Origin of the sequence: Tenacibaculum sp. L6 (genome assembly GCF_028823685.1) — a bacterium.
GTDB lineage: Bacteria > Bacteroidota > Bacteroidia > Flavobacteriales > Flavobacteriaceae > Polaribacter.
In genome coordinates this window covers 1-19,067 of the sequence record NZ_JAPEHZ010000042.1, presented here as the reverse complement: position 1 = coordinate 19,067, position 19,067 = coordinate 1, and the positions used below count along the sequence as shown (strand labels likewise).

Below are 19,067 nucleotides of genomic sequence, written 5' to 3'. Positions count from 1 at the left end.
GGGAAAGATTCCTGACCCAAAAAACTATGAACCTTTTTTACCTCAAAGAATTAAGAAAATAATTAATACTGCTGTCAATCCTGACTATTCAAAGAGGTATTCTTCAGCTTTAGAAATGCGAAGAGAATTGGAAAAGTGTTTCTATCCTGGTTATTGGACTATGGATTCTAATGGAAATTTAATAGGCATAGGTGCCAAATATCATTATAGATTTGAGATAATTGCCAAGAAGAATTCAAAATTTGACTTTATCCCTTACAAGAAAAATATTCAAACTGGCAGAGAAACAAAAATAGGTGCATACACGTTAAAATTAGCTGAAAGTAAACCAATTGGAAAAGCAAAAGATACATTTATAAAATGGGTAATAGAAAATGCGAGCTGAAATAAATAACGTGTGGCAATCGAGTAGACGGCTCCGCACCCAAATAGGCACGGAGTTCGCCTCTCACACCACCGTACGTACGGGTCTCGTATACGGCGGTTCAATAATGATACATTACTGTTTGAGGTATTCGGCTAAACTAATGTAACCCCGCCTTTTCACCCGCTAGCGCGAGCATCTTGCTCGTGACGGTATAATAAGTAAAAGCATGTAAAGAAAAAAGAAGGTATGTTAATTTTATAACGTTGTAGACAGCACAAGCGAGACGCTTGCACCAGCAGAAGATTCTCCGCAACGAAATCATAGCCAAAACCATTAATACTACAATACGGTTTATGGACATTACAGCATAGTTCTTTGTCCCTAAATGAGATTGCTTTTTGTTAGTACTAAAATTCCTTCGGTTTATCTCTAAAAAAAGGGAAGTATTTTCTATTTTTGTGCCTTTCAACACAACAACAAAACATGAACTTAACAGAATTAAACGCCATCTCTCCTATTGATGGTAGATACCGTAACAAAGTAGCAAGCTTAGCGAACTATTTTTCAGAAGAAGCTTTAATAAAATATCGTGTAAAGGTAGAAATTGAATATTTCATCGCTTTATGTGAAATTCCATTACCTCAATTAGCCGATTTCAACAAAGATTTATATGCTGATTTACGTAAAATCTACGAGGATTTTTCTGCAGAAGATGCTTTAAAAATTAAAGAAATTGAAAGCGTTACCAATCATGATGTAAAAGCTGTTGAGTACTTTATTAAGGAAAAATTTGACGCCTTAAACTTACAGAAATATAAAGAGTTTATCCACTTCGGATTAACTTCTCAAGATATTAACAATACCGCTATTCCATTATCTATTAAAGATGCTATGGAAGAAGTGTACTACCCTACTTTAGACACCTTAGTTTGCAAATTAGCTGATTTATCAGAAGAATGGGAAAACGTACCAATGTTAGCAAGAACTCACGGGCAACCAGCCTCTCCTACTCGTTTAGGAAAAGAGTTTTTTGTGTTTGTAGAGCGTATTAACAATCAGGTTATTCACATTCAACATACACCACATGCTGCTAAGTTTGGTGGAGCTACAGGTAATTACAATGCACACAAAGTAGCGTACCCAGATATCGACTGGAAAAACTTCGGAACTCATTTTGTAGAGGAAGTGTTAGGTTTACACCACTCCTTCCCTACTACGCAAATTGAGCACTACGACCACATGGCAGCTTTATACGACGGATTAAAGCGTGTAAATACGATTTTAATTGATTTAGATCGCGATGTTTGGACGTACGTTTCTAACGACTACTTTAAACAAAAGATTAAAAAAGGGGAAGTTGGTTCTTCTGCAATGCCACATAAAGTAAATCCGATTGATTTTGAAAACTCTGAAGGAAACTTAGGAATTGCCAATGCTATTTTTGAGCATTTAGCGGCTAAGTTACCAGTTTCAAGACTACAACGTGATTTAACGGATAGTACGGTATTACGTAATGTTGGAGTTCCTTTTGGACATACCTTAATTGGTTTTGCTTCTACTTTAAAAGGATTGAACAAGTTATTATTGAATGAAGATAAGTTCGCTGAAGATTTAGAAAATAACTGGGCTGTAGTTGCTGAGGCTATTCAAACAATTTTACGTCGTGAGGCATATCCTAATCCATACGAAGCTTTAAAAGGATTAACGCGTACAAATGAAAAAATAAACAAAGATTCTATCGCTAATTTTATTGATACTTTAGAAGTTTCTGATGCGATTAAGAATGAATTAAAACAAATTACACCATCTAATTACACTGGTATATAATGAGATATTTACTTACTTTTTTAGTTTTATTTTTAGTCATTTCGTGTACTCCTGAAAAAAAAGGAGATTCTACACGTTTTGTTCACGGAACATTTGAAATTCCTGCGGGTGATAACTACGGAAAAACAACTATTGTAAGAAAAGATAGTTTACAAATTGAAGAATACACTAAAAAAGTAAGTATTTCTACAGATAGTTTGGTTACCGAAAAGGAGATAAAACATATAGACACACTCTACATCAAATGGAAAAATAATTTTGCATACACTTTGCGAATGAAAAGTCCGAAAACCGATTTAGATAAAGATCCTATATTTGTTCAAATTACTAAAGTAACTGATAGTTCGTATAGTTTTACTGCAAGAGTTGGGTACTCTAACTTTAAACAAGACGGTACGGTATATAAAGTAGATTAATTATGGAAATTTTCTTACATGCTGACACCTGGGTTGCCTTATTAACCCTAACTTTTTTAGAAGTTGTATTGGGTATTGATAATATTATCTTTATTTCTATTGCTTCTAACAAACTACCTGAACATCAGCAAAAGAAAGCTGCCCGAATAGGTCTTCTTTTAGCGATGATTTTTAGAATTCTTCTTTTATTAGGAGTTTCTTATTTAATCAGTATGAAAGATCCTATCTGGACTATTAATTTATCTTGGTTAAAGGCAGGAGTTACAGGTCAAAGTTTAATTTTATTTGCTGGTGGAATATTTTTACTGTACAAAAGTACCAGTGAAATTCACCATAAAGTAGAAGGAAAAGGGGAAGAACATACAGCTAATACCTCCTTGAAAAAGAAAACATTACTAAACGTTATTACGCAAATAGTATTAATTGATATTGTTTTCTCTTTTGATTCTGTGTTAACGGCTGTAGGTATGACAAATGGTATACAAGGAGCATTAACCATAATGATTATCGCTGTTATTGTTTCAATATTAATCATGTTAATGTTTGCTACTCCTATTAGTAACTTTGTTAACAAACATCCTACAATTCAAATGTTAGCTTTATCCTTTTTAATTTTAATTGGATTTATGCTAGTTACTGAAAGCGCGCATTTATCACACACAGTTGTTTTCGGGCAATCAGTGGGGGCAATTCCTAAAGGATATTTATATTTTGCTATTACTTTTTCGCTACTTGTAGAAATGCTAAACATGAAAATGCGAGGCAATTCTAAAAAAGGTTAAGAAAACATTAAGACTATATAAAACAAAAACCGGTAGTAAGAAAGCTATCGGTTTTTTTATTTTTTCTATTTTTGCCGCTAGTGATTAAATTGAAAAAACATATTGCTGTACTCAGTATATTCATGTTGTTGTTACCTACCGTAATAGCAACAGTTCACTTATTTGAAAATCACGAGCACATTGTATGTACTTCTACTGATGAACAACACTATCACGCTCAAGAGTTTGATTGTTCTCTGGCTCATTTTCAATTTAACTCATTTACATACCAAACCGTTGAAAACTATACGGTAATTCCACAACATTTTTACAAGTTAGATTACAATACACAACCGCAGTTAATCTCATTTGTATATACTGATAAAAAATCTTCAAGAGCACCCCCTTATTTTACTGTATCTTAAACGTTTGCAATAAGCAACCAACAAAAATTATCGTAAAAACAGTAAAATTCATTTTTAATGAAGACAATTATTAATTTCCTATTTCTTGTAGGAATATCGGCTGTATACGCACAAAACAGCCTATCAGGAAAAATTACAGACACTGATAACCAACCACTTTTAGGAGTTGAAATATACTCTGACCAATTACATAAGGGAACCATTTCCAATGAAGATGGTACTTACAACCTACAAAACATTCCTAACGGAAAAGTTACTTTTAACTTTTCTTTTTTAGGTTTTAAAACAATAGCTAAAGAGTTTCATTTTAATAATGAAAATATTTCTTTTGATGTACAATTAGAAGAATCAATTTTTAAGATTGATGAAGTTATCATTTCTACTCCTTTCAACAAATTACAGTCTGAAAACGTAATGAAAGTTGAACGCCTTTCGGCAAGAGCCATTCAAAAAACCGGGGCGACAACACTTTCTGAAGGAATTACCAATATTGCCGGAGTTTCTCAAATTTCTACAGGAGCATCTATCGGAAAACCTGTTATTAGAGGTTTAAGCGGAAACAGAGTATTGGTGTACACACAAGGAATTCGTTTAGAAAACCAACAATTTGGTGGTGAGCATGGATTAGGAATTAACGATGCTGGTGTTGCTGGTGTTGAAGTTATTAAAGGGCCTGCATCTCTTTTATATGGTTCTGATGCTTTGGGTGGCGTTTTATATATTCAACCTGAAAAATTTGTTCCTGAAAACACTACAAAACTGAATGTTAGTCAACGTTATTTTAGCAACACCTTAGGTACAAATACTTCTCTTGGTTTTAAATCTTCTTTAAAAAATTGGCAATTTTTAGCTAGAGGAACTTATGCACAACACGCAGATTATAAAACACCTGATTACAGAGTTACGAATACTCGTTTTAATGAAAAAGATTTGAAACTAGGTGTTGGTTTCCACGAGAAAAACTTTTCTTCTGAATTACGTTACAACTTCAACAATTCTAAATTAGGATTAACTGAAGGGATTGGTGAGCAAACTAAAGAAACGCATTTAGAAACTCCTTATCAAGATATTGATAATCATATTATCAGCTTACACAATCATGTTTTCTTTAAGAACTCAAAATTAGACATCGATTTAGGATACACGATTAATAATCGTCAAGAGTTTGAAGAGCATCACGATCATGAAGAGGATGAAGCTGAAGAAGAGCACAAAGAGTATGAAGAAGGTGAAGCTGCCTTAGACATGAAGCTAAAAACTTTTAGTTATAATACGAAATATCACCTTCCAAAATTTGGAAAATTTGAAGTTTTAGTAGGTGCGCAAGGTTTACATCAAACCAATACAAACTTTGGTGAAGAATTGTTAATTCCGAATGCTACGGTAAACGATTTTGGGGTATTTACTACTGCTAACTTTGAGTGGAATGACCATACTTCTTTACAAGCTGGTATTCGTTACGATAATAGAGGAATTACTACAGAACGACACGAAGTAACTCATGAAGATGAAATTCATGTTTTTGAAGCTATAGATAAATCTTACAATAGTTTTACTGCTTCTTTTGGAGCAAAAACTTTGCTTTTTAATAGTATAACTTCTCGTTTTAATGTGGCTAGTGGATTTAGAGCTCCAAACCTTGCTGAATTAACTTCTAATGGAGTGCATCACGGTACCAATCGTTTCGAAGTAGGAAATAACAACCTCGTAAATGAGAAAAATTTACAGTTCGACTTATCTTTAGATTACAATTCAGAACACTTTGAATTATTCGCAAACGGATTTTACAATACCTTAAACGATTATATTTATTTATCTCCTACTGGTGAAGTTGAAGACGGAGCTCCTGTTTACACCTATTTACAAGAGAATGCTAAATTATACGGTGGTGAATTTGGTTTTCATTTACATCCTCACCCTTTAGATTGGTTGCATTTAGAAAGTAGTTTTGAAATGGTTATTGGAAAGCAAGATAATGGTAACTATTTACCGTTAATTCCTGCTAATACTTTAAAAAATACGCTTAGAACTGAATTTTCTAACGAAAAATGGTTGCCAAACGGATATGCATCTGTAAGCTTACATTCTTACTTTAAACAGGATAATATTAGTGAGTTTGAAACAGCAACCCCTGCTTATAACCTAGTTAATTTAGGTGTAGGTGGCGATATAATGATTAGTAAATATACCTTTACTACATCGTTAACTGTAAATAATTTATTTGATAAGAAGTATATCAATCACTTATCAAGATTAAAACCAGATACTATTTTTAATCCAGGTAGAAATATTGTTTTAGGAATAAATTTCACTATTTAACCAAAAAAATAACTCCCCGGTAATACTATTACTGGGGAGGGAGCTTTTTATATAAACAAACTTTAACTTAATAAAGTTATCCGTCTTTTCTTTTCTTTAGCAATTCAGGGAACTTCTTTTTAAAGCGATTCAATCGAGGAATTGAAACTCGTTGTACATACGAATTCTCCGGATGCAATCGTTCATAGTTTTGATGATATTCTTCTGCCGGATAAAACTTTTCGAGCTTTGTAACTTCAGTAACTATCTTCCCTTTATATACTTCTTTGTTTAGTTTTCTAATCGTATTTTCTATGATTTCTTTTTCTTGTTGTGTTTGATAAAACGCGATCGATCTGTATTGCGAACCATAGTCTGGATGTTGTCCATTTTTTGTTGTTGGATCATGTGAACCGAAAAATACCGTTACCAATGTTTGAAAACTTACTTCCTTCGGATTATAATATACCGCTACCGATTCTGCATGTCCTGTTTTGCCTGTTCCAATAGTTTTATACGTAGGATTTTTTGTATGACCTCCAGCATAGCCAGATACTGCTTCTTCTACTCCTCTTACACTTTCAAAAATCGCCTCAACACACCAAAAACACCCGCTGGCAAAATATGCTACTTTCGTTTCTTTCGACGTTTGTTTTATATCAGAAGTCTTTCGATTTTCTTTTTCCGAAGAAAAACCCCATAAAACAGTCAATAAGAAAAGACCTATCAGTATTGTTGCTAGCTTAGCTATCTTCATAAGTTTATCATTTATAACGTCTTTGTCGTATTAAAATTATCTTTTTTACAATTGTTTACAACTTTAATATTTCCTTAAGAAATTTGTTTGCGTGTTGCCGTTGCATTTTCTATTTTTGTTCAGATAAAGATTAAGTTTTAATGGAGCATTTTATAGTATCAGCACGTAAATACCGTCCTCAAAATTTTGTGGATGTGGTAGGGCAACAAGCCATCACCAATACGTTAGAAAATGCAATACAAAACAACCATTTGGCTCAAGCTTTATTGTTTACAGGACCTCGTGGGGTTGGTAAAACTTCGTGCGCTCGTATTTTAGCAAAGCGAATTAACCAAGAAGATGCTACCAATGCTGATGAAGATTTTGCTTTTAATATTTTTGAATTAGATGCTGCTTCAAACAACTCGGTTGATGATATTCGTAACCTGACCGATCAAGTTCGAATCCCACCTCAAACTGGTAAATACAAAGTATATATTATTGACGAGGTTCACATGCTTTCACAGGCTGCTTTTAATGCTTTTTTAAAGACATTAGAAGAGCCACCAGCTCATGCTATTTTTATTTTAGCAACTACCGAAAAACATAAAATTATACCAACGATTTTATCTCGCTGTCAAATTTTTGATTTTAAGCGTATTGGTGTTTTAGATGCTAAAGAGTATTTAAAAACAATTTGTGCTAAAGAAAATATTACTGCAGAAGATGATGCTTTGCATGTAATTGCTCAAAAAGCTGACGGAGCCATGCGTGATGCACTTTCTATCTTTGATCGTGTAGTTAGTTTTTCTGGTAATAACTTAACTCGAGAAGCGGTTACGCAAAACCTTAATGTGTTAGACTACGATGTGTATTTTAACATTACCGATTTACTCCTTGAAAATAAAATTCCAGAAGTCTTGATGGCTTTTAATGACGTATTAAGTAAAGGTTTTGAAGGACATCACTTTATTAATGGTTTAGCTTCTCACTTTAGAGATTTGTTAGTAGCCAAAGACCAAGCAACTATTGCTTTATTGGAAGTTGGAGACAATACTAAAAAACGATACTTAGAACAAGCTACCAAAGCTAGCATGCAGTTTTTAATGCCTGCGATAGATAAGGCAAATGATTGCGATTTAAAATATCGAGGAAGTAAAAACCAACGCTTATTGGTAGAACTTACTTTAATGCAAATTGCCTCTATCACTTTTGATGGAGCAAAAAAAAAATCTAGCAACTACATAATTCCTGCTACTTTTTTTACCTCTTTGTCTCCTTCAGTTAAAAAAACTGAAGTAAAACCTGTTGCTACCGCTGTTAATACTCCGCAAAAGGTTCAAGAAAAACCAATTGTTGCTACCAGTGAGGTTCCTAAACCAACTTTAAAAAATATTAAGCGTCGTACTTCAGCTTTATCTTTAAAAAGCTTGCATCAAAAGAAAGATGTTAAAGTAAATTTAGACGAAGAAGAAAACTATGATAATCATCCTAAAACTCCTTTTTCTTTGGATGAATTGAAAGATGCTTGGAAAAAGTACTATTTTCAATTGCAACGTATAGGAGAACAGAGTATGGCTGCAATTATAGCCTCTGACGAACCTCAATTACAAGAAGATTTTACCATCGTCTTTTCTGTACCTAGTGATTTAATGAAATCGCAGTTGGAAAAGGGTAAACCAAAGTTATTACGCTTTTTACGTGAAAAACTTAATAATTATGGAGTACAAATAAATGTAAAGGTTAACGAAACGATAGAAAAAAAGTTTGCCTATACTCCTCAAGAGAAGTATGACAAACTCAAAGAAAAAAATCCGTTACTTGAAAAGTTGAAAAGTACTTTTGGTTTAGATGTTTAAGTTTTTTCCTAAATAAATAACGATCCAACCTTCAATTTTCTTTACATCGTGCTCAAACTCAGAAATTAATAAAATTTCATTGGTATTTTTATTCTTAACTAAAATTGGAATAGACTTAATTTCGTCGTGTATTTTCTCTATTTTAGTTTTATACTCTTGAACTGAGTTTACTGGAGTTTCATGAATTTCTGGAAACTCTCTTACAGCTTCCATTATATTAATGTAATCGTCTTCAATTGTAAATAGATGATCTTCATCATCGTAATCTTTGGTAATTACTTCTTGTGATGTAGCTAAACGATAAGCACCTTGCTCACCAAAAATTGAGGCAAAATTAGAGATTACAAATTTGTTTATTGAGTCACTTCCTGTCATTGCAATTAAATATCCAACATCATTTAATTCAATATTATCTGTTAACTCATCATCATAAATACTTACTTCAATTGATTCTAATCCTTCTGCTTTTGCTTTTTCTACATTTTCAGAGTTAGAATCGATTAAAACCACTCTACGTTTGTTATCTTTTAAGTATCTGGCTATCAACCTCGCTACATCAGAGGCTCCTACAATCATAATAGCGTTAGATCGTTCTAAAAACACACCTACTATTTTTGCAAACAATCGTGCTGTGGTTGCGTTTAACAATACGGTTCCTAACACAATCATAAATACTAACGGCGTAATGTATTCTGCTCCTTCAACTCCTTGTTTTAATAGTTTACTTCCAAATAAAGAAGCAATACCTGCTGCAACAATACCTCTTGGTCCTACCCAACTAATAAATAGTTTTTCATTGGTTTTTAAGTTAGACTTCGACGTACTTAAAAACACTCCTAAAGGACGTATGACAAAAACAATTAATGCAAATAATAATAATGTTTTCCAATCGTATAAAAGCATTAATTCTTTATAATCGATGTTGGCTGACAATAAGATAAACAGTATTGAAATTAGTAATACACTAAGTGATTCTTTAAAGTATAAAATCTCTTTTAAATTCTTCAACTTACTATTTCCTAATACCATTCCCATAACCACAACTGCTAATAATCCTGATTCATGGGCAAATAATTCAGATTCTACAAATACTAATAAAACAGTAGATAATGACACTACATTTAATAAGTAATGTGGCACCCACTTTTTATTAATAACGAAAATTAAAGCATGCGCAAAGGTAAACCCAAAAGTAGTTCCGAATAAAATGATTTTTAAGAATTCTAATAAAGCTGTTCCAGTAAAACCTGCATCTCCTCCAACACTAATAAATTCAAAAACAAGTACCGCTACTAAAGCTCCGATAGGATCAATTAAAATACCTTCCCACTTTAAAACTGCGGAAACATCTTTTTTCAGCGGAATATTTCTTAAAATCGGTGTTATAACGGTTGGTCCTGTTACTATAATCAATCCTGAAAATAAAAAAGATAATTCCCAGCCTAAACCAAATACATAATGAGCAATAATGGCAGCACCAAAAAAAGTAACTGCAGCACCTAAGGTTATTAATTTGGTAATTACGGGGCCTATATTTTTAATTTCTCCTCTTCGCAAGGTTAAACCTCCTTCAAAAAGAATGATACTAATTGATAACGAAACAAAATAATAGAGGCCATCTCCAGGAAACAATCCTTTTTCACCATTCCAAACGGGTTCTATCCATTTACTTCCATCTTCATTAAAAAATTCTGCTGCAATTGGTCCTACAAGTAGTCCAATTAAAATTAAAGGTAAAATTGCTGGAATTTTAAATCTCCACGCTACCCATTGAGCTAAAATTCCTAATATAATTATCCCCGCTAGTTCTAACATAGTTTATTTTTAAAAAAACTAAAAATACAGTTTTTAATTAAACTGCTTTTACATTTACTTATTTTTTTACCTCTAAAACCTTCTTCAATTCATTACCAAAATCATCAATTACGGTAATAATATGAGTCCCTTCTTTGGGTAAAATTGCTTGTTCGTGATATTGCTGTGTAATACCTATAAATTGTTCGTTTAAATACCAGTAAACTTTAGCTTCTGAATTACTGTGTGTTAACTTTAAAACAATAGGATTTAACTGATTATCTTCTCCTTTTGTTAACGAAACTTTTGTTATACTTTTTGAAGGAAAAACGAAGCCCATTAAATTACTTTCTAATCGATTACAATCAGATCTATAGTTAGGCAATGGTCTATAGTCAGCATTGTTTTGTTGGTAATAATGAGCCATTAACGGAGGTAAAACAAACCAAGATTGGGATTTCATGTTTGAAATGGATTCACAGTTCGAATTTACTCTGAATTTCTCAAGCTTATCAACCATTATTTGTTGATGGTACGGACATGATTCCGCTTTCATCGCACTTTTTTGAACTCTTTTTGTAATAGACGGACAAATAGGCTTAGCTAAAAAACCACTTTTCTCACAAATAGCGGCTTCTATCAAATCTTCGTAAGGTTCTAAAAACCAATTTGATTTTGGCAACACATCAAAAACGTCAAACATTAACGGAGCAGCGCTTCCTACTCCTGTAAGATCTGGGCGCCCTTCTCCATCAGAATTTCCTATCCATACACCTACAACATATTTAGGCGTTACACCAATAGACCAAGCATCTTTATTACCAAAACTGGTTCCTGTTTTCCACGCTATTTTTTGAGATGAATCGTAATATTTCCAAGCCTGGTCTGTATAAGGTCTATTTACTTCTAACAAAGTGTTTAGTGTTAAAAATGTAGCTCCAGCATCTAAAGTTGTATAGTCTTTTTGAACCTTTCCAAAATCTGGAGTTTCATCAAATAAAAAATTGGGTTCTATAAATTCCTTCTGATAATATTTATGCTTTAATTCTTCATAGTGATTTACAATACCGGCATAGCCTGCAAAAGTTTTACATAAATCCCACAAACTTGCTTCTGCTCCACCTAAAATCAATGAAAGTCCATAATAATCTGCTGATCTATCAATATCATTAATATGATATGCTTTAATATCTTCTCTAAACTTTTCTAACCCATAACGTTGTAACATACGTACCGAAGGAATATTTAACGAACGTGTTAATGCTTCATTTGCGGGTACAGCTCCATCAAAAGTTAAATTGAAATTTTTAGGAGAATACCCTGCTATTTCAGTTGGTACATCTGCAACTAACTGCGTAGGTAATAAATCACCCGATTGTAACATTTGAGCATACAAAAACGGTTTTAAAGTACTTCCTGTACTTCTTGGAGCTACAATATTATCTACATCTTTTTGATGCACTTTATCGGTTGGGGAATTCCCTACATAAGACAATACTTTTCTAGTTTCAACATCCAAAACTAATACCGCCATGTTATAAACTTCATTTTGTTTTTGACGGAAATAATGTTGCTTTACTAAATTATTTACTTGTCTTTGCAAATGGATATCAACAGAGCTTTTTACGCGTTTTCCTCTATACTGTTTCGTTACTTCTTGTACAAAATGTGGTGCGACTGTAGGTAACGGATATGGTTTTTGTGGTAACTCTTCTTCAATAGCTAAATCATACGTAATTTGATCAATTATACCTTCTTCATGCAGTTTTTTTAATAACCTATTTCTTTTATTTTTTAGTTTTTGTTGATTTTTCCCTGGATAAATCAACGACGGAGCATTAGGCAATACAGCTAAAGTTGCTGTTTCTGCCCATGACAATTGATGTGGTTTTAAACCAAAATAACGCCACGAGGCCATTTCTAACCCAACAACATTTCCTCCATATGGCGCATGAGATGCATACAAGCTTAAAATTTCTTTTTTAGAATGACGAAATTCTAATCGAGTGGCTAGGATTAGCTCTTGTAATTTTTCAAAATAGGAACGCTCTTTATTCTTTCTTGACAAGCGAATTACTTGCTGTGTCAACGTACTTCCACCTCGTACAACTCTTTTCGCTTTGATATTTTCTATCATTGCTTTCCCTATAGAAATAGGATTGAATCCGAAATGCTTATAAAAATAAGCATCTTCAAATTGCAAAATACAATGTTCAAACTTTGTTGGAACAGAATCTAATTCTGGAAATCGCCATTGACCATCATCAGCAATAATAGCTCCTAATAATTCGTTGCTTTTTGAGGTTACGACTGTTGATGTTGGATTTTCAAATAATTTTTTAGGCAGACAGAAATAATAGAAAATGACTCCTATAAAAGTCAAAATCAAAACTATTTTCTTTTTCTTAGTCTGAATCATTTTTCTTCTTTAAACAAAAAGCAAAGAAATATATATTTCCATACATTTCTTTGCTTTTTTATTATAAAAAAATTATAAAAGTTTTTATTTACTTCACATTTAGTTACTCTGTTAACAAATTAAACACACCTTTTTCTAAAAATTTTGCTTCTTTTTTAATTTCTGAGGTTTTTAATTCTACATTATTCTCAAAAGTATTTCCGATTACTACCTTTTGCTTTTTAAAGAAATAACCATCTTTTGAGTTTTCATCTAAAACTAACCCATACATTTCTCCTTCTACCTCAGCTAGCGAGGTTTCTGGCAATGAATTAACTTTATTACTGTTCGTTTGTATTATCGCTTCTGCAAACATTCCTGATAAAAAATTTCTTTTTTGTTCCTCCTCAATATGTGCATGTACATCTACCGTTCTATTTTCATTGATGCTTTTTCCTATCAAATGAACTTTCGCCTTATAAACTTCTGATGATAATTCTGGAACCCTAAAACTAATTTCTTGACCTACTTTTAACTTTAAAGCATCTTTTTCAAAAACTGAAAGCTCTAAATGTAAATGCTTGTTGTCTATAATTTCTAAAATTTCATCAGCAGGAGAAATATACGAACCTGTAACTGCCTTTATTTTAGTAACATTTCCTGAAATAGGCGCATAAATACCCGTAACAGAGGTTATTGAATTACTATTTAGTTTACTTGCTGATATATTAATCATTTGTAGCTGCTTCTCTAAGCTTACTAATGTAGTTTGTGCTACTTCAAAATCTCTCTTAGCCTTTAAAAAATTTCTTTCTGAAGTTATTTTTTCATCGAATAATGCTTTTTGTCTTTCAAATTCAGATTTTAAAAAAGCTATTTCTTGTTTTGTTTCCAAATACTGTTGTTGCATTGCCACAAACTCTTGGTTTTCTATTGTTACCAAACGTTGCCCTTTTTTGACTTTATCTCCAACTAATAATGGAATACTTTTAATAAAACCACCCATTTTAGCGGTTAGCACAACTTTATTTGTAGGAGGCACATCTATTTTTCCTACTACTTTAATTGTAGTTGGAAAATCTTGTTCTTCAACAGTAACTAATTTCATACTGTTTTTTTCCCATTGTTCATTCGTTATAAAAACTCTATCGTCAGTAACTACTGTTGATTCTTCAGTGGTACTCTCAGCTTCTTTTGATTTACATCCTATTACAGTTACAAACAGGATACTATAAATTATATATTTCATCTTTATTTTTTTAATACGTTAAGTAGTTAATATCTATCACAATATTGTTGTACGACTCTATACTCGTTACATAAGCTAATTTTAGTTGAAAAGCATTTTCAACACTTTGGATGTACTGAAAAAAGTCAATCTCACCGTGTTTAAAACTCATATTGGCTGTTTTCAGAATTTCATCTGCTAAAGGCATTCCTTCTTCTTGATAATAAGCTAAAGACACTGTTTGCTCTTGTAGCTTATTTTTAAGATTTGTATAGTAAGTTTCTAACTGTTTTTGATAGTTTAAAGTTTCATACTCAGCAATCTCTTTCGCTATTTTTGATTGCTTTATCTTAGAAGATTCTCCACTAAACAACAATGGAATTTTTATTCCTACTTGGTATCCGTAAAAGTCTTGAGTTACATATTGATTACTTCCTTTAAATACTTCTAAAGACAAATCTGGTAACAACTGTTGTTTTTGTTGAGACAACTGTCTTTTTGCTAATTGCTCTCTTTCATAATAACCTTGAACTTCTGTAATTTCACTTAAATTAACATCTTGAACTTGTATTGGTTTAATAGTAGCTGCTTCTTCAATTACTAAACTATCTTCTACCTGAACTAACGCTTTAATTTTTTGATACGCTATGCGAGAAGCAACTACAGTATTTCGATAATCATTCATTACTTGTTTCTGTTTTGCTTTTGCTGTTATCTTTTCTAAATAATTAGTTTCTCCCAACTCAAAACGTCGTTTCGCAGCGTACGAAAACTTATTATACAAACTATCTAAACTCTTATAAATATTCTCTTGTGCTTTCGTGTATTGATACCTGTAATATGCATTTACAACCGATTTCATCAATTTCTTTTTAGCTGTTTCATATTGATTACTTTCTATGTTATAAGCTGACTTTTGTACTCTTTTATTCGCTCCGTAAACTGTTGGAAATGCAAAGGTTTGTTGAATACCGAAAATATCTAAAGGATGATCTGCTACTGTATTATTTTCATCTCGATTATAATAAACCTCTGTTTTATCAAAAGTATAAGCCGAGGTTATAGCTGCTTTGGCTTTTTCTACCTTTAATTGTTGCGCTTGTAAACCTTTGTTATTCTCAACAGCTAAATCTATTAAGTTCTGTAAATTTTGAGGAGTTTCTTGTGCTTGAACAGTACATAATCCCATAAGAAGTACAACACCTAAACTCGCTACTTTTTTATTGATTTTTAATTTCTTCGGATTATCAAAAATTGTATACAACACAGGTAATACTACCAATGTTAAAATTGTAGAAGTTATTAATCCTCCTATAACTACTGTTGCTAAAGGACGTTGTACCTCAGCCCCAGCATTGGTTGATATTGCCATAGGTAAGAACCCTAATGCTGCTGCCGATGCTGTTAGTAGTACTGCTCTTAAACGGTCTGCTGCTCCTTGCTTTACCAAGTCTTCAATAGTAGAAAATCCTTTATGTTTTAACTCTTTAAAATGTTCAATTAATACAATTCCGTTGAGCACTGCAATTCCAAAAAGAGCAATAAAACCAACTCCTGCTGATATACTAAACGGTAAATCACGCATCCATAATAATAATACCCCTCCAATAGCTGCAAATGGTATTGCTGAGTAAATAATCAACGCTTCTTTTACTGATTTAAAAGCAAAATACAGCATGATAAATATTAAGATTAATGCTATAGGAACGGCTATCATTAAACGTTTTGAAGCACTTTGTAAGTTCTCGAACTGTCCGCCGTATGTAATTGTATATCCTGGAGGAAGTTTTATATTTTTGTTTATCAATTGTTGAACATCATCTACAACAGATTGTAAATCTCTGTTACGAACGTTAATTCCTACTACTAATCTACGTTTGGTATCATCCCTTGATATTTTTGCAGCTCCTTTTTGATAGGTAATAGTCGCTAATTCATCTAACGGAACTTTTCCTCCATTAGGTAAATCTATATACAACTCTTTTAAATCGCTAATATCAGTGCGATTGGTCTTGTCTAATCTGACAACTAGGTCGAAGCGTTTTTCTCCTTCAAAAACATTTCCTGCTTCTTTTCCGGCAAACGCCATAGACACCATTTCATTAACTTCTTTTATGTTAAGACCGTATCTTGCAATTTTAGCTCTGTCATAAGCAACATTCATTTGAGGTAAACCTTCAATTTTTTCAACGATAATATCAGAAGCTCCTTCTACATTTTCTACTAGTTTTTTAATTTCACTTCCTTTTTGAGCTAAAACCGACAAATCTTCGCCAAAAATCTTGATTGCTATATCGGCTCTTACACCCGTAATTAACTCATTGAAACGCATTTCGATTGGTTGTGTAAACTCTACTTCCATTCCTGGAATTACTGCTAGTGCTTCTTTAAATTTATCTGCCAGCTCATCTTTACTTTCAGCTGATGTCCATTCCCCTTTAGGTCGTAACGTAATCATTACATCACTTTCCTCCATACTCATAGGATCTGTTGGCACTTCTGCTGCTCCAATACGTGATACTACTTGTTTCACCTCAGGGAAGTTATCCTTTAGTATTTTTTCAATTTTAGTAGTGGTCTCAATCGTATTACTTAATGTTGTTCCTGTTTTTAAAACGGGTTGGATTACGAAGTCTCCTTCATCTAATGTAGGAACAAACTCTCCACCCATTTTGCTATAAATAAAAACTGTAAGAACTAACATAGATGATGCAATTCCTAATACTAACTTTTTACGACGCAATGCCCAATTGATTACTGGCACATACCACTCGTTCAGTTTTTTAATAAGTCTTACTGAAATATTTTTATCTGTAATGTTTGAAGGTTTTAAAAATATAGAAGCCATTACAGGAACATAGGTTAAACACAGTAAAATAGCCCCTATAAGCGCAAAACTAAACACCAAAGCCATAGGTTTAAACATTTTTCCTTCAACTCCGCTTAAAGATAAAATAGGAATGAAAACAATTAATATTATTAATTGCCCAAATATCGCAGAACTCATCATTTTTGAAGCTCCTTCATAACTTACGGAGTCTTTAACTTGTTGTTGCTCCTTCTTGTTTAATGTAACGAAAGTATCTTTTTGCTGGGTAATTTTAAAGGTAATATACTCGACGATAATTACAGCTCCATCTATTATAATTCCGAAGTCTATTGCTCCTAAGCTCATTAAGTTTGCATCGATACCAAAAATGTACATTAACGACAAGGCAAACAATAAACATAGAGGAATTACAGAAGCTACTACCAACCCTGAGCGAATATTTCCTAACAAAAGAACTACTACAAAAATTACAATTAAGCATCCTAGTACTAGGTTTTCGGTAATTGTAAATGTGGTTTTTCCTATAAGTTCACTTCGTTCTAAAAAGGCGTTTATAAATACTCCTTCAGGTAGGGATTTTTCAATACTTGCTACTCTTTCTTTTACGGCTTCAATTACATCTTTTGAGCTCGCATCTTTTAGCATCATTATTTGCCCTAAAACCTTCTCTCCTTCTCCATTTGCTGTTATAGCTCCAAATCGTGTAGCACTACCGTAACCTACTGTTGCAACATCTTTAACATAAATAGGCATTCCCTCTTTATTGGTTACAACAATATTTTTTATGTCTTCTAGGTTTTTAGCCAATCCTTCTCCGCGGATAAAGTACGATTGATTTACTTTTTCGATATATCCACCTCCTGCAACACTATTATTATTTTCTAAAGCTGTAAATACTTCTTTTGCTGAAATATTCATCGCATTTAGTTCTTGAGTATTAATGGCTACTTCATACTGCCTTAAATGACCTCCCCAAGTATTAACCTCAACAACTCCAGGTATACCTGACAATTGTCTTTTAACTATCCAATCTTGAATGGTTCGTAAATCTGTGGTGCTATAGCGATCTTTAAACTCTGGTTTTACATCTAGTATGTATTGGTATATTTCTCCCAACCCAGTAGTAATAGGCCCCATTTCTGGACTTCCAAAGCCTTCAGGTATTTTTTCTGAAGCGGCTTTTATTTTTTCGGCTATTAACTGCCTTGGCAAATAAGTTCCCATCGATTCTTCAAAAACGATGGTTACCACCGATAAACCAAATTTAGAAATGGATCTGATTTCTTTTACCCCAGCTAGATTTGCCATTTCAAGTTCTACAGGATAAGTTATAAATTGTTCGATATCTTGTGTTGAAAGATTTCGTGATGTAGTGATTACTTGTACCTGGTTATTGGTCACATCAGGTACAGCCCCGATTGGGAGTTGTGATAACGAATAAATTCCGAAGCCTACAATAAAACTTGTAAATAATAGGACTATAAATTTATTCTTTATAGTTAATTCTATAATTTTTGATAACATAATTCATCATTTAAATAATTAGATGTTTTATACCGATTCTTTATGAAGTAAATCGATAATTTTAATTACTAACCGTATGTGAATTATATATACCTAGGCGGTTGAAACACCCCTAATGCGTCTGGTGAGTTATAAAAATTTTGATAATGAAAAAGTTGCTTTCTTTCTATAAAAGCCAATATTGAAGGTAAAGAAACCTCTATGTCTTCAAATGTAACTTTATGGAAATCTACTACGTGATACTCAAACTGAAACGGAAGTTTCTCATGCTCTTCTTTTTCCTCTTGATGTTTCTCTGAATGAGCTACCTTTAACTCTCCGTAGTGTTTAGATAAGAAAGTAATAAAATTATCACTATAGGTTTCTTTATGAAACTGTGCATGCTCAATTAACTTATCTAAGTTTAAAATATTAGTACACGTAATATTTAAACTTTGAAAAAGCATTACAATAGATAATATTATAGCAGTTGTTCTCACTCGCTAACAAAGATACTTTTTTTGATATTCTCCCCCATACCTTAACACTCTTAATATTATGTTAATAAAAATAAATATGAGTCGTCCTAAAATAGGTTGACAGTTTTTATAAAGTATTAATTAAA

Annotated in this window: 13 protein-coding genes; 7 read left to right on the top strand and 6 right to left on the bottom strand. The window is 32.6% G+C overall.

Annotated features, from left to right (window positions below):
• The 6 genes from OU788_RS08745 to OU788_RS08720 form a co-directional block, all read left to right on the top strand.
• Window positions 1-385 (top strand): hypothetical protein (locus OU788_RS08745; protein WP_274634824.1); only part of this gene is annotated, 385 nt, incomplete at its 5' end.
• A gap of 465 nt (window positions 386-850) precedes the next feature.
• Complete coding sequence (purB, locus tag OU788_RS08740; RefSeq protein ID WP_274634823.1) at window positions 851-2,194, top strand: adenylosuccinate lyase; 1,344 nt, start codon at window positions 851-853, stop codon at window positions 2,192-2,194.
• On the top strand, window positions 2,194-2,610 hold the full coding sequence (locus OU788_RS08735) for a hypothetical protein (RefSeq protein ID WP_274634822.1): 417 nt from the start codon (window positions 2,194-2,196) through the stop codon (window positions 2,608-2,610). The genes purB and OU788_RS08735 overlap by 1 nt, the downstream gene beginning before the upstream one ends.
• A 2-nt stretch (window positions 2,611-2,612) precedes the next feature.
• On the top strand, window positions 2,613-3,392 hold the full coding sequence (locus OU788_RS08730) for a TerC family protein (RefSeq protein WP_274634821.1): 780 nt from the start codon (window positions 2,613-2,615) through the stop codon (window positions 3,390-3,392).
• An 89-nt stretch (window positions 3,393-3,481) separates the two neighbouring features.
• Window positions 3,482-3,796 (top strand): hypothetical protein, encoded by a 315-nt coding sequence (locus OU788_RS08725; RefSeq protein ID WP_274634820.1) that lies wholly within the window; start codon window positions 3,482-3,484, stop codon window positions 3,794-3,796.
• Between the two features lie 57 nt (window positions 3,797-3,853).
• On the top strand, window positions 3,854-6,115 hold the full coding sequence (locus OU788_RS08720) for a TonB-dependent receptor (RefSeq protein WP_274634819.1): 2,262 nt from the start codon (window positions 3,854-3,856) through the stop codon (window positions 6,113-6,115).
• 76 nt (window positions 6,116-6,191) lie between these two features.
• On the opposite strand, the gene msrA is transcribed toward OU788_RS08720, so the two are convergent.
• The gene (gene msrA / locus OU788_RS08715; protein ID WP_274634818.1) at window positions 6,192-6,851 is read right to left on the bottom strand and encodes a peptide-methionine (S)-S-oxide reductase MsrA; all 660 of its coding nucleotides are present in this window, start codon (window positions 6,849-6,851) and stop codon (window positions 6,192-6,194) included.
• A 140-nt stretch (window positions 6,852-6,991) separates the two neighbouring features.
• Here msrA and dnaX point away from each other — a divergent pair, with 140 nt between their 5' ends.
• The gene (gene dnaX, locus OU788_RS08710; protein WP_274634817.1) at window positions 6,992-8,689 is read left to right on the top strand and encodes a DNA polymerase III subunit gamma/tau; all 1,698 of its coding nucleotides are present in this window, start codon (window positions 6,992-6,994) and stop codon (window positions 8,687-8,689) included.
• Here dnaX and OU788_RS08705 read toward each other — a convergent pair.
• From OU788_RS08705 to OU788_RS08685, 5 genes are all read right to left on the bottom strand, one after another.
• A complete protein-coding gene (locus OU788_RS08705) occupies window positions 8,678-10,504 on the bottom strand; it encodes a cation:proton antiporter (RefSeq protein WP_274634816.1) in 1,827 nt (608 codons plus the stop codon). The genes dnaX and OU788_RS08705 overlap by 12 nt on opposite strands.
• Window positions 10,505-10,562: 58 nt before the next feature.
• Window positions 10,563-12,902 (bottom strand): penicillin-binding protein 1C, encoded by a 2,340-nt coding sequence (pbpC, locus tag OU788_RS08700; RefSeq protein WP_274634815.1) that lies wholly within the window; start codon window positions 12,900-12,902, stop codon window positions 10,563-10,565.
• Window positions 12,903-13,005: 103 nt separating this feature from the next.
• Complete coding sequence (locus OU788_RS08695; RefSeq protein WP_274634814.1) at window positions 13,006-14,130, bottom strand: efflux RND transporter periplasmic adaptor subunit; 1,125 nt, start codon at window positions 14,128-14,130, stop codon at window positions 13,006-13,008.
• Between the two features lie 10 nt (window positions 14,131-14,140).
• Complete coding sequence (locus OU788_RS08690; RefSeq protein WP_274634813.1) at window positions 14,141-18,463, bottom strand: CusA/CzcA family heavy metal efflux RND transporter; 4,323 nt, start codon at window positions 18,461-18,463, stop codon at window positions 14,141-14,143.
• A gap of 83 nt (window positions 18,464-18,546) precedes the next feature.
• The gene (locus OU788_RS08685; protein WP_274634812.1) at window positions 18,547-18,909 is read right to left on the bottom strand and encodes a hypothetical protein; all 363 of its coding nucleotides are present in this window, start codon (window positions 18,907-18,909) and stop codon (window positions 18,547-18,549) included.
• Between the last annotated feature and the right edge of the window lie 158 nt (window positions 18,910-19,067).

What these genes read in the sequence shown, in the direction of transcription:
- purB (WP_274634823.1), top strand. Translation starts at nt 851, where the DNA reads ATGAACTTAACAGAATTAAACGCCATCTCTCCTATTGATGGTAGATAC.
- OU788_RS08735 (WP_274634822.1), top strand. Translation starts at nt 2,194, where the DNA reads ATGAGATATTTACTTACTTTTTTAGTTTTATTTTTAGTCATTTCGTGT.
- OU788_RS08730 (WP_274634821.1), top strand. Translation starts at nt 2,613, where the DNA reads ATGGAAATTTTCTTACATGCTGACACCTGGGTTGCCTTATTAACCCTA.
- OU788_RS08720 (WP_274634819.1), top strand. Translation starts at nt 3,854, where the DNA reads ATGAAGACAATTATTAATTTCCTATTTCTTGTAGGAATATCGGCTGTA.
- msrA (WP_274634818.1), bottom strand. Translation starts at nt 6,851, where the DNA reads ATGAAGATAGCTAAGCTAGCAACAATACTGATAGGTCTTTTCTTATTG.
- dnaX (WP_274634817.1), top strand. Translation starts at nt 6,992, where the DNA reads ATGGAGCATTTTATAGTATCAGCACGTAAATACCGTCCTCAAAATTTT.
- OU788_RS08705 (WP_274634816.1), bottom strand. Translation starts at nt 10,504, where the DNA reads ATGTTAGAACTAGCGGGGATAATTATATTAGGAATTTTAGCTCAATGG.
- pbpC (WP_274634815.1), bottom strand. Translation starts at nt 12,902, where the DNA reads ATGATTCAGACTAAGAAAAAGAAAATAGTTTTGATTTTGACTTTTATA.
- OU788_RS08695 (WP_274634814.1), bottom strand. Translation starts at nt 14,130, where the DNA reads ATGAAATATATAATTTATAGTATCCTGTTTGTAACTGTAATAGGATGT.
- OU788_RS08690 (WP_274634813.1), bottom strand. Translation starts at nt 18,463, where the DNA reads ATGTTATCAAAAATTATAGAATTAACTATAAAGAATAAATTTATAGTC.
- OU788_RS08685 (WP_274634812.1), bottom strand. Translation starts at nt 18,909, where the DNA reads ATGCTTTTTCAAAGTTTAAATATTACGTGTACTAATATTTTAAACTTA.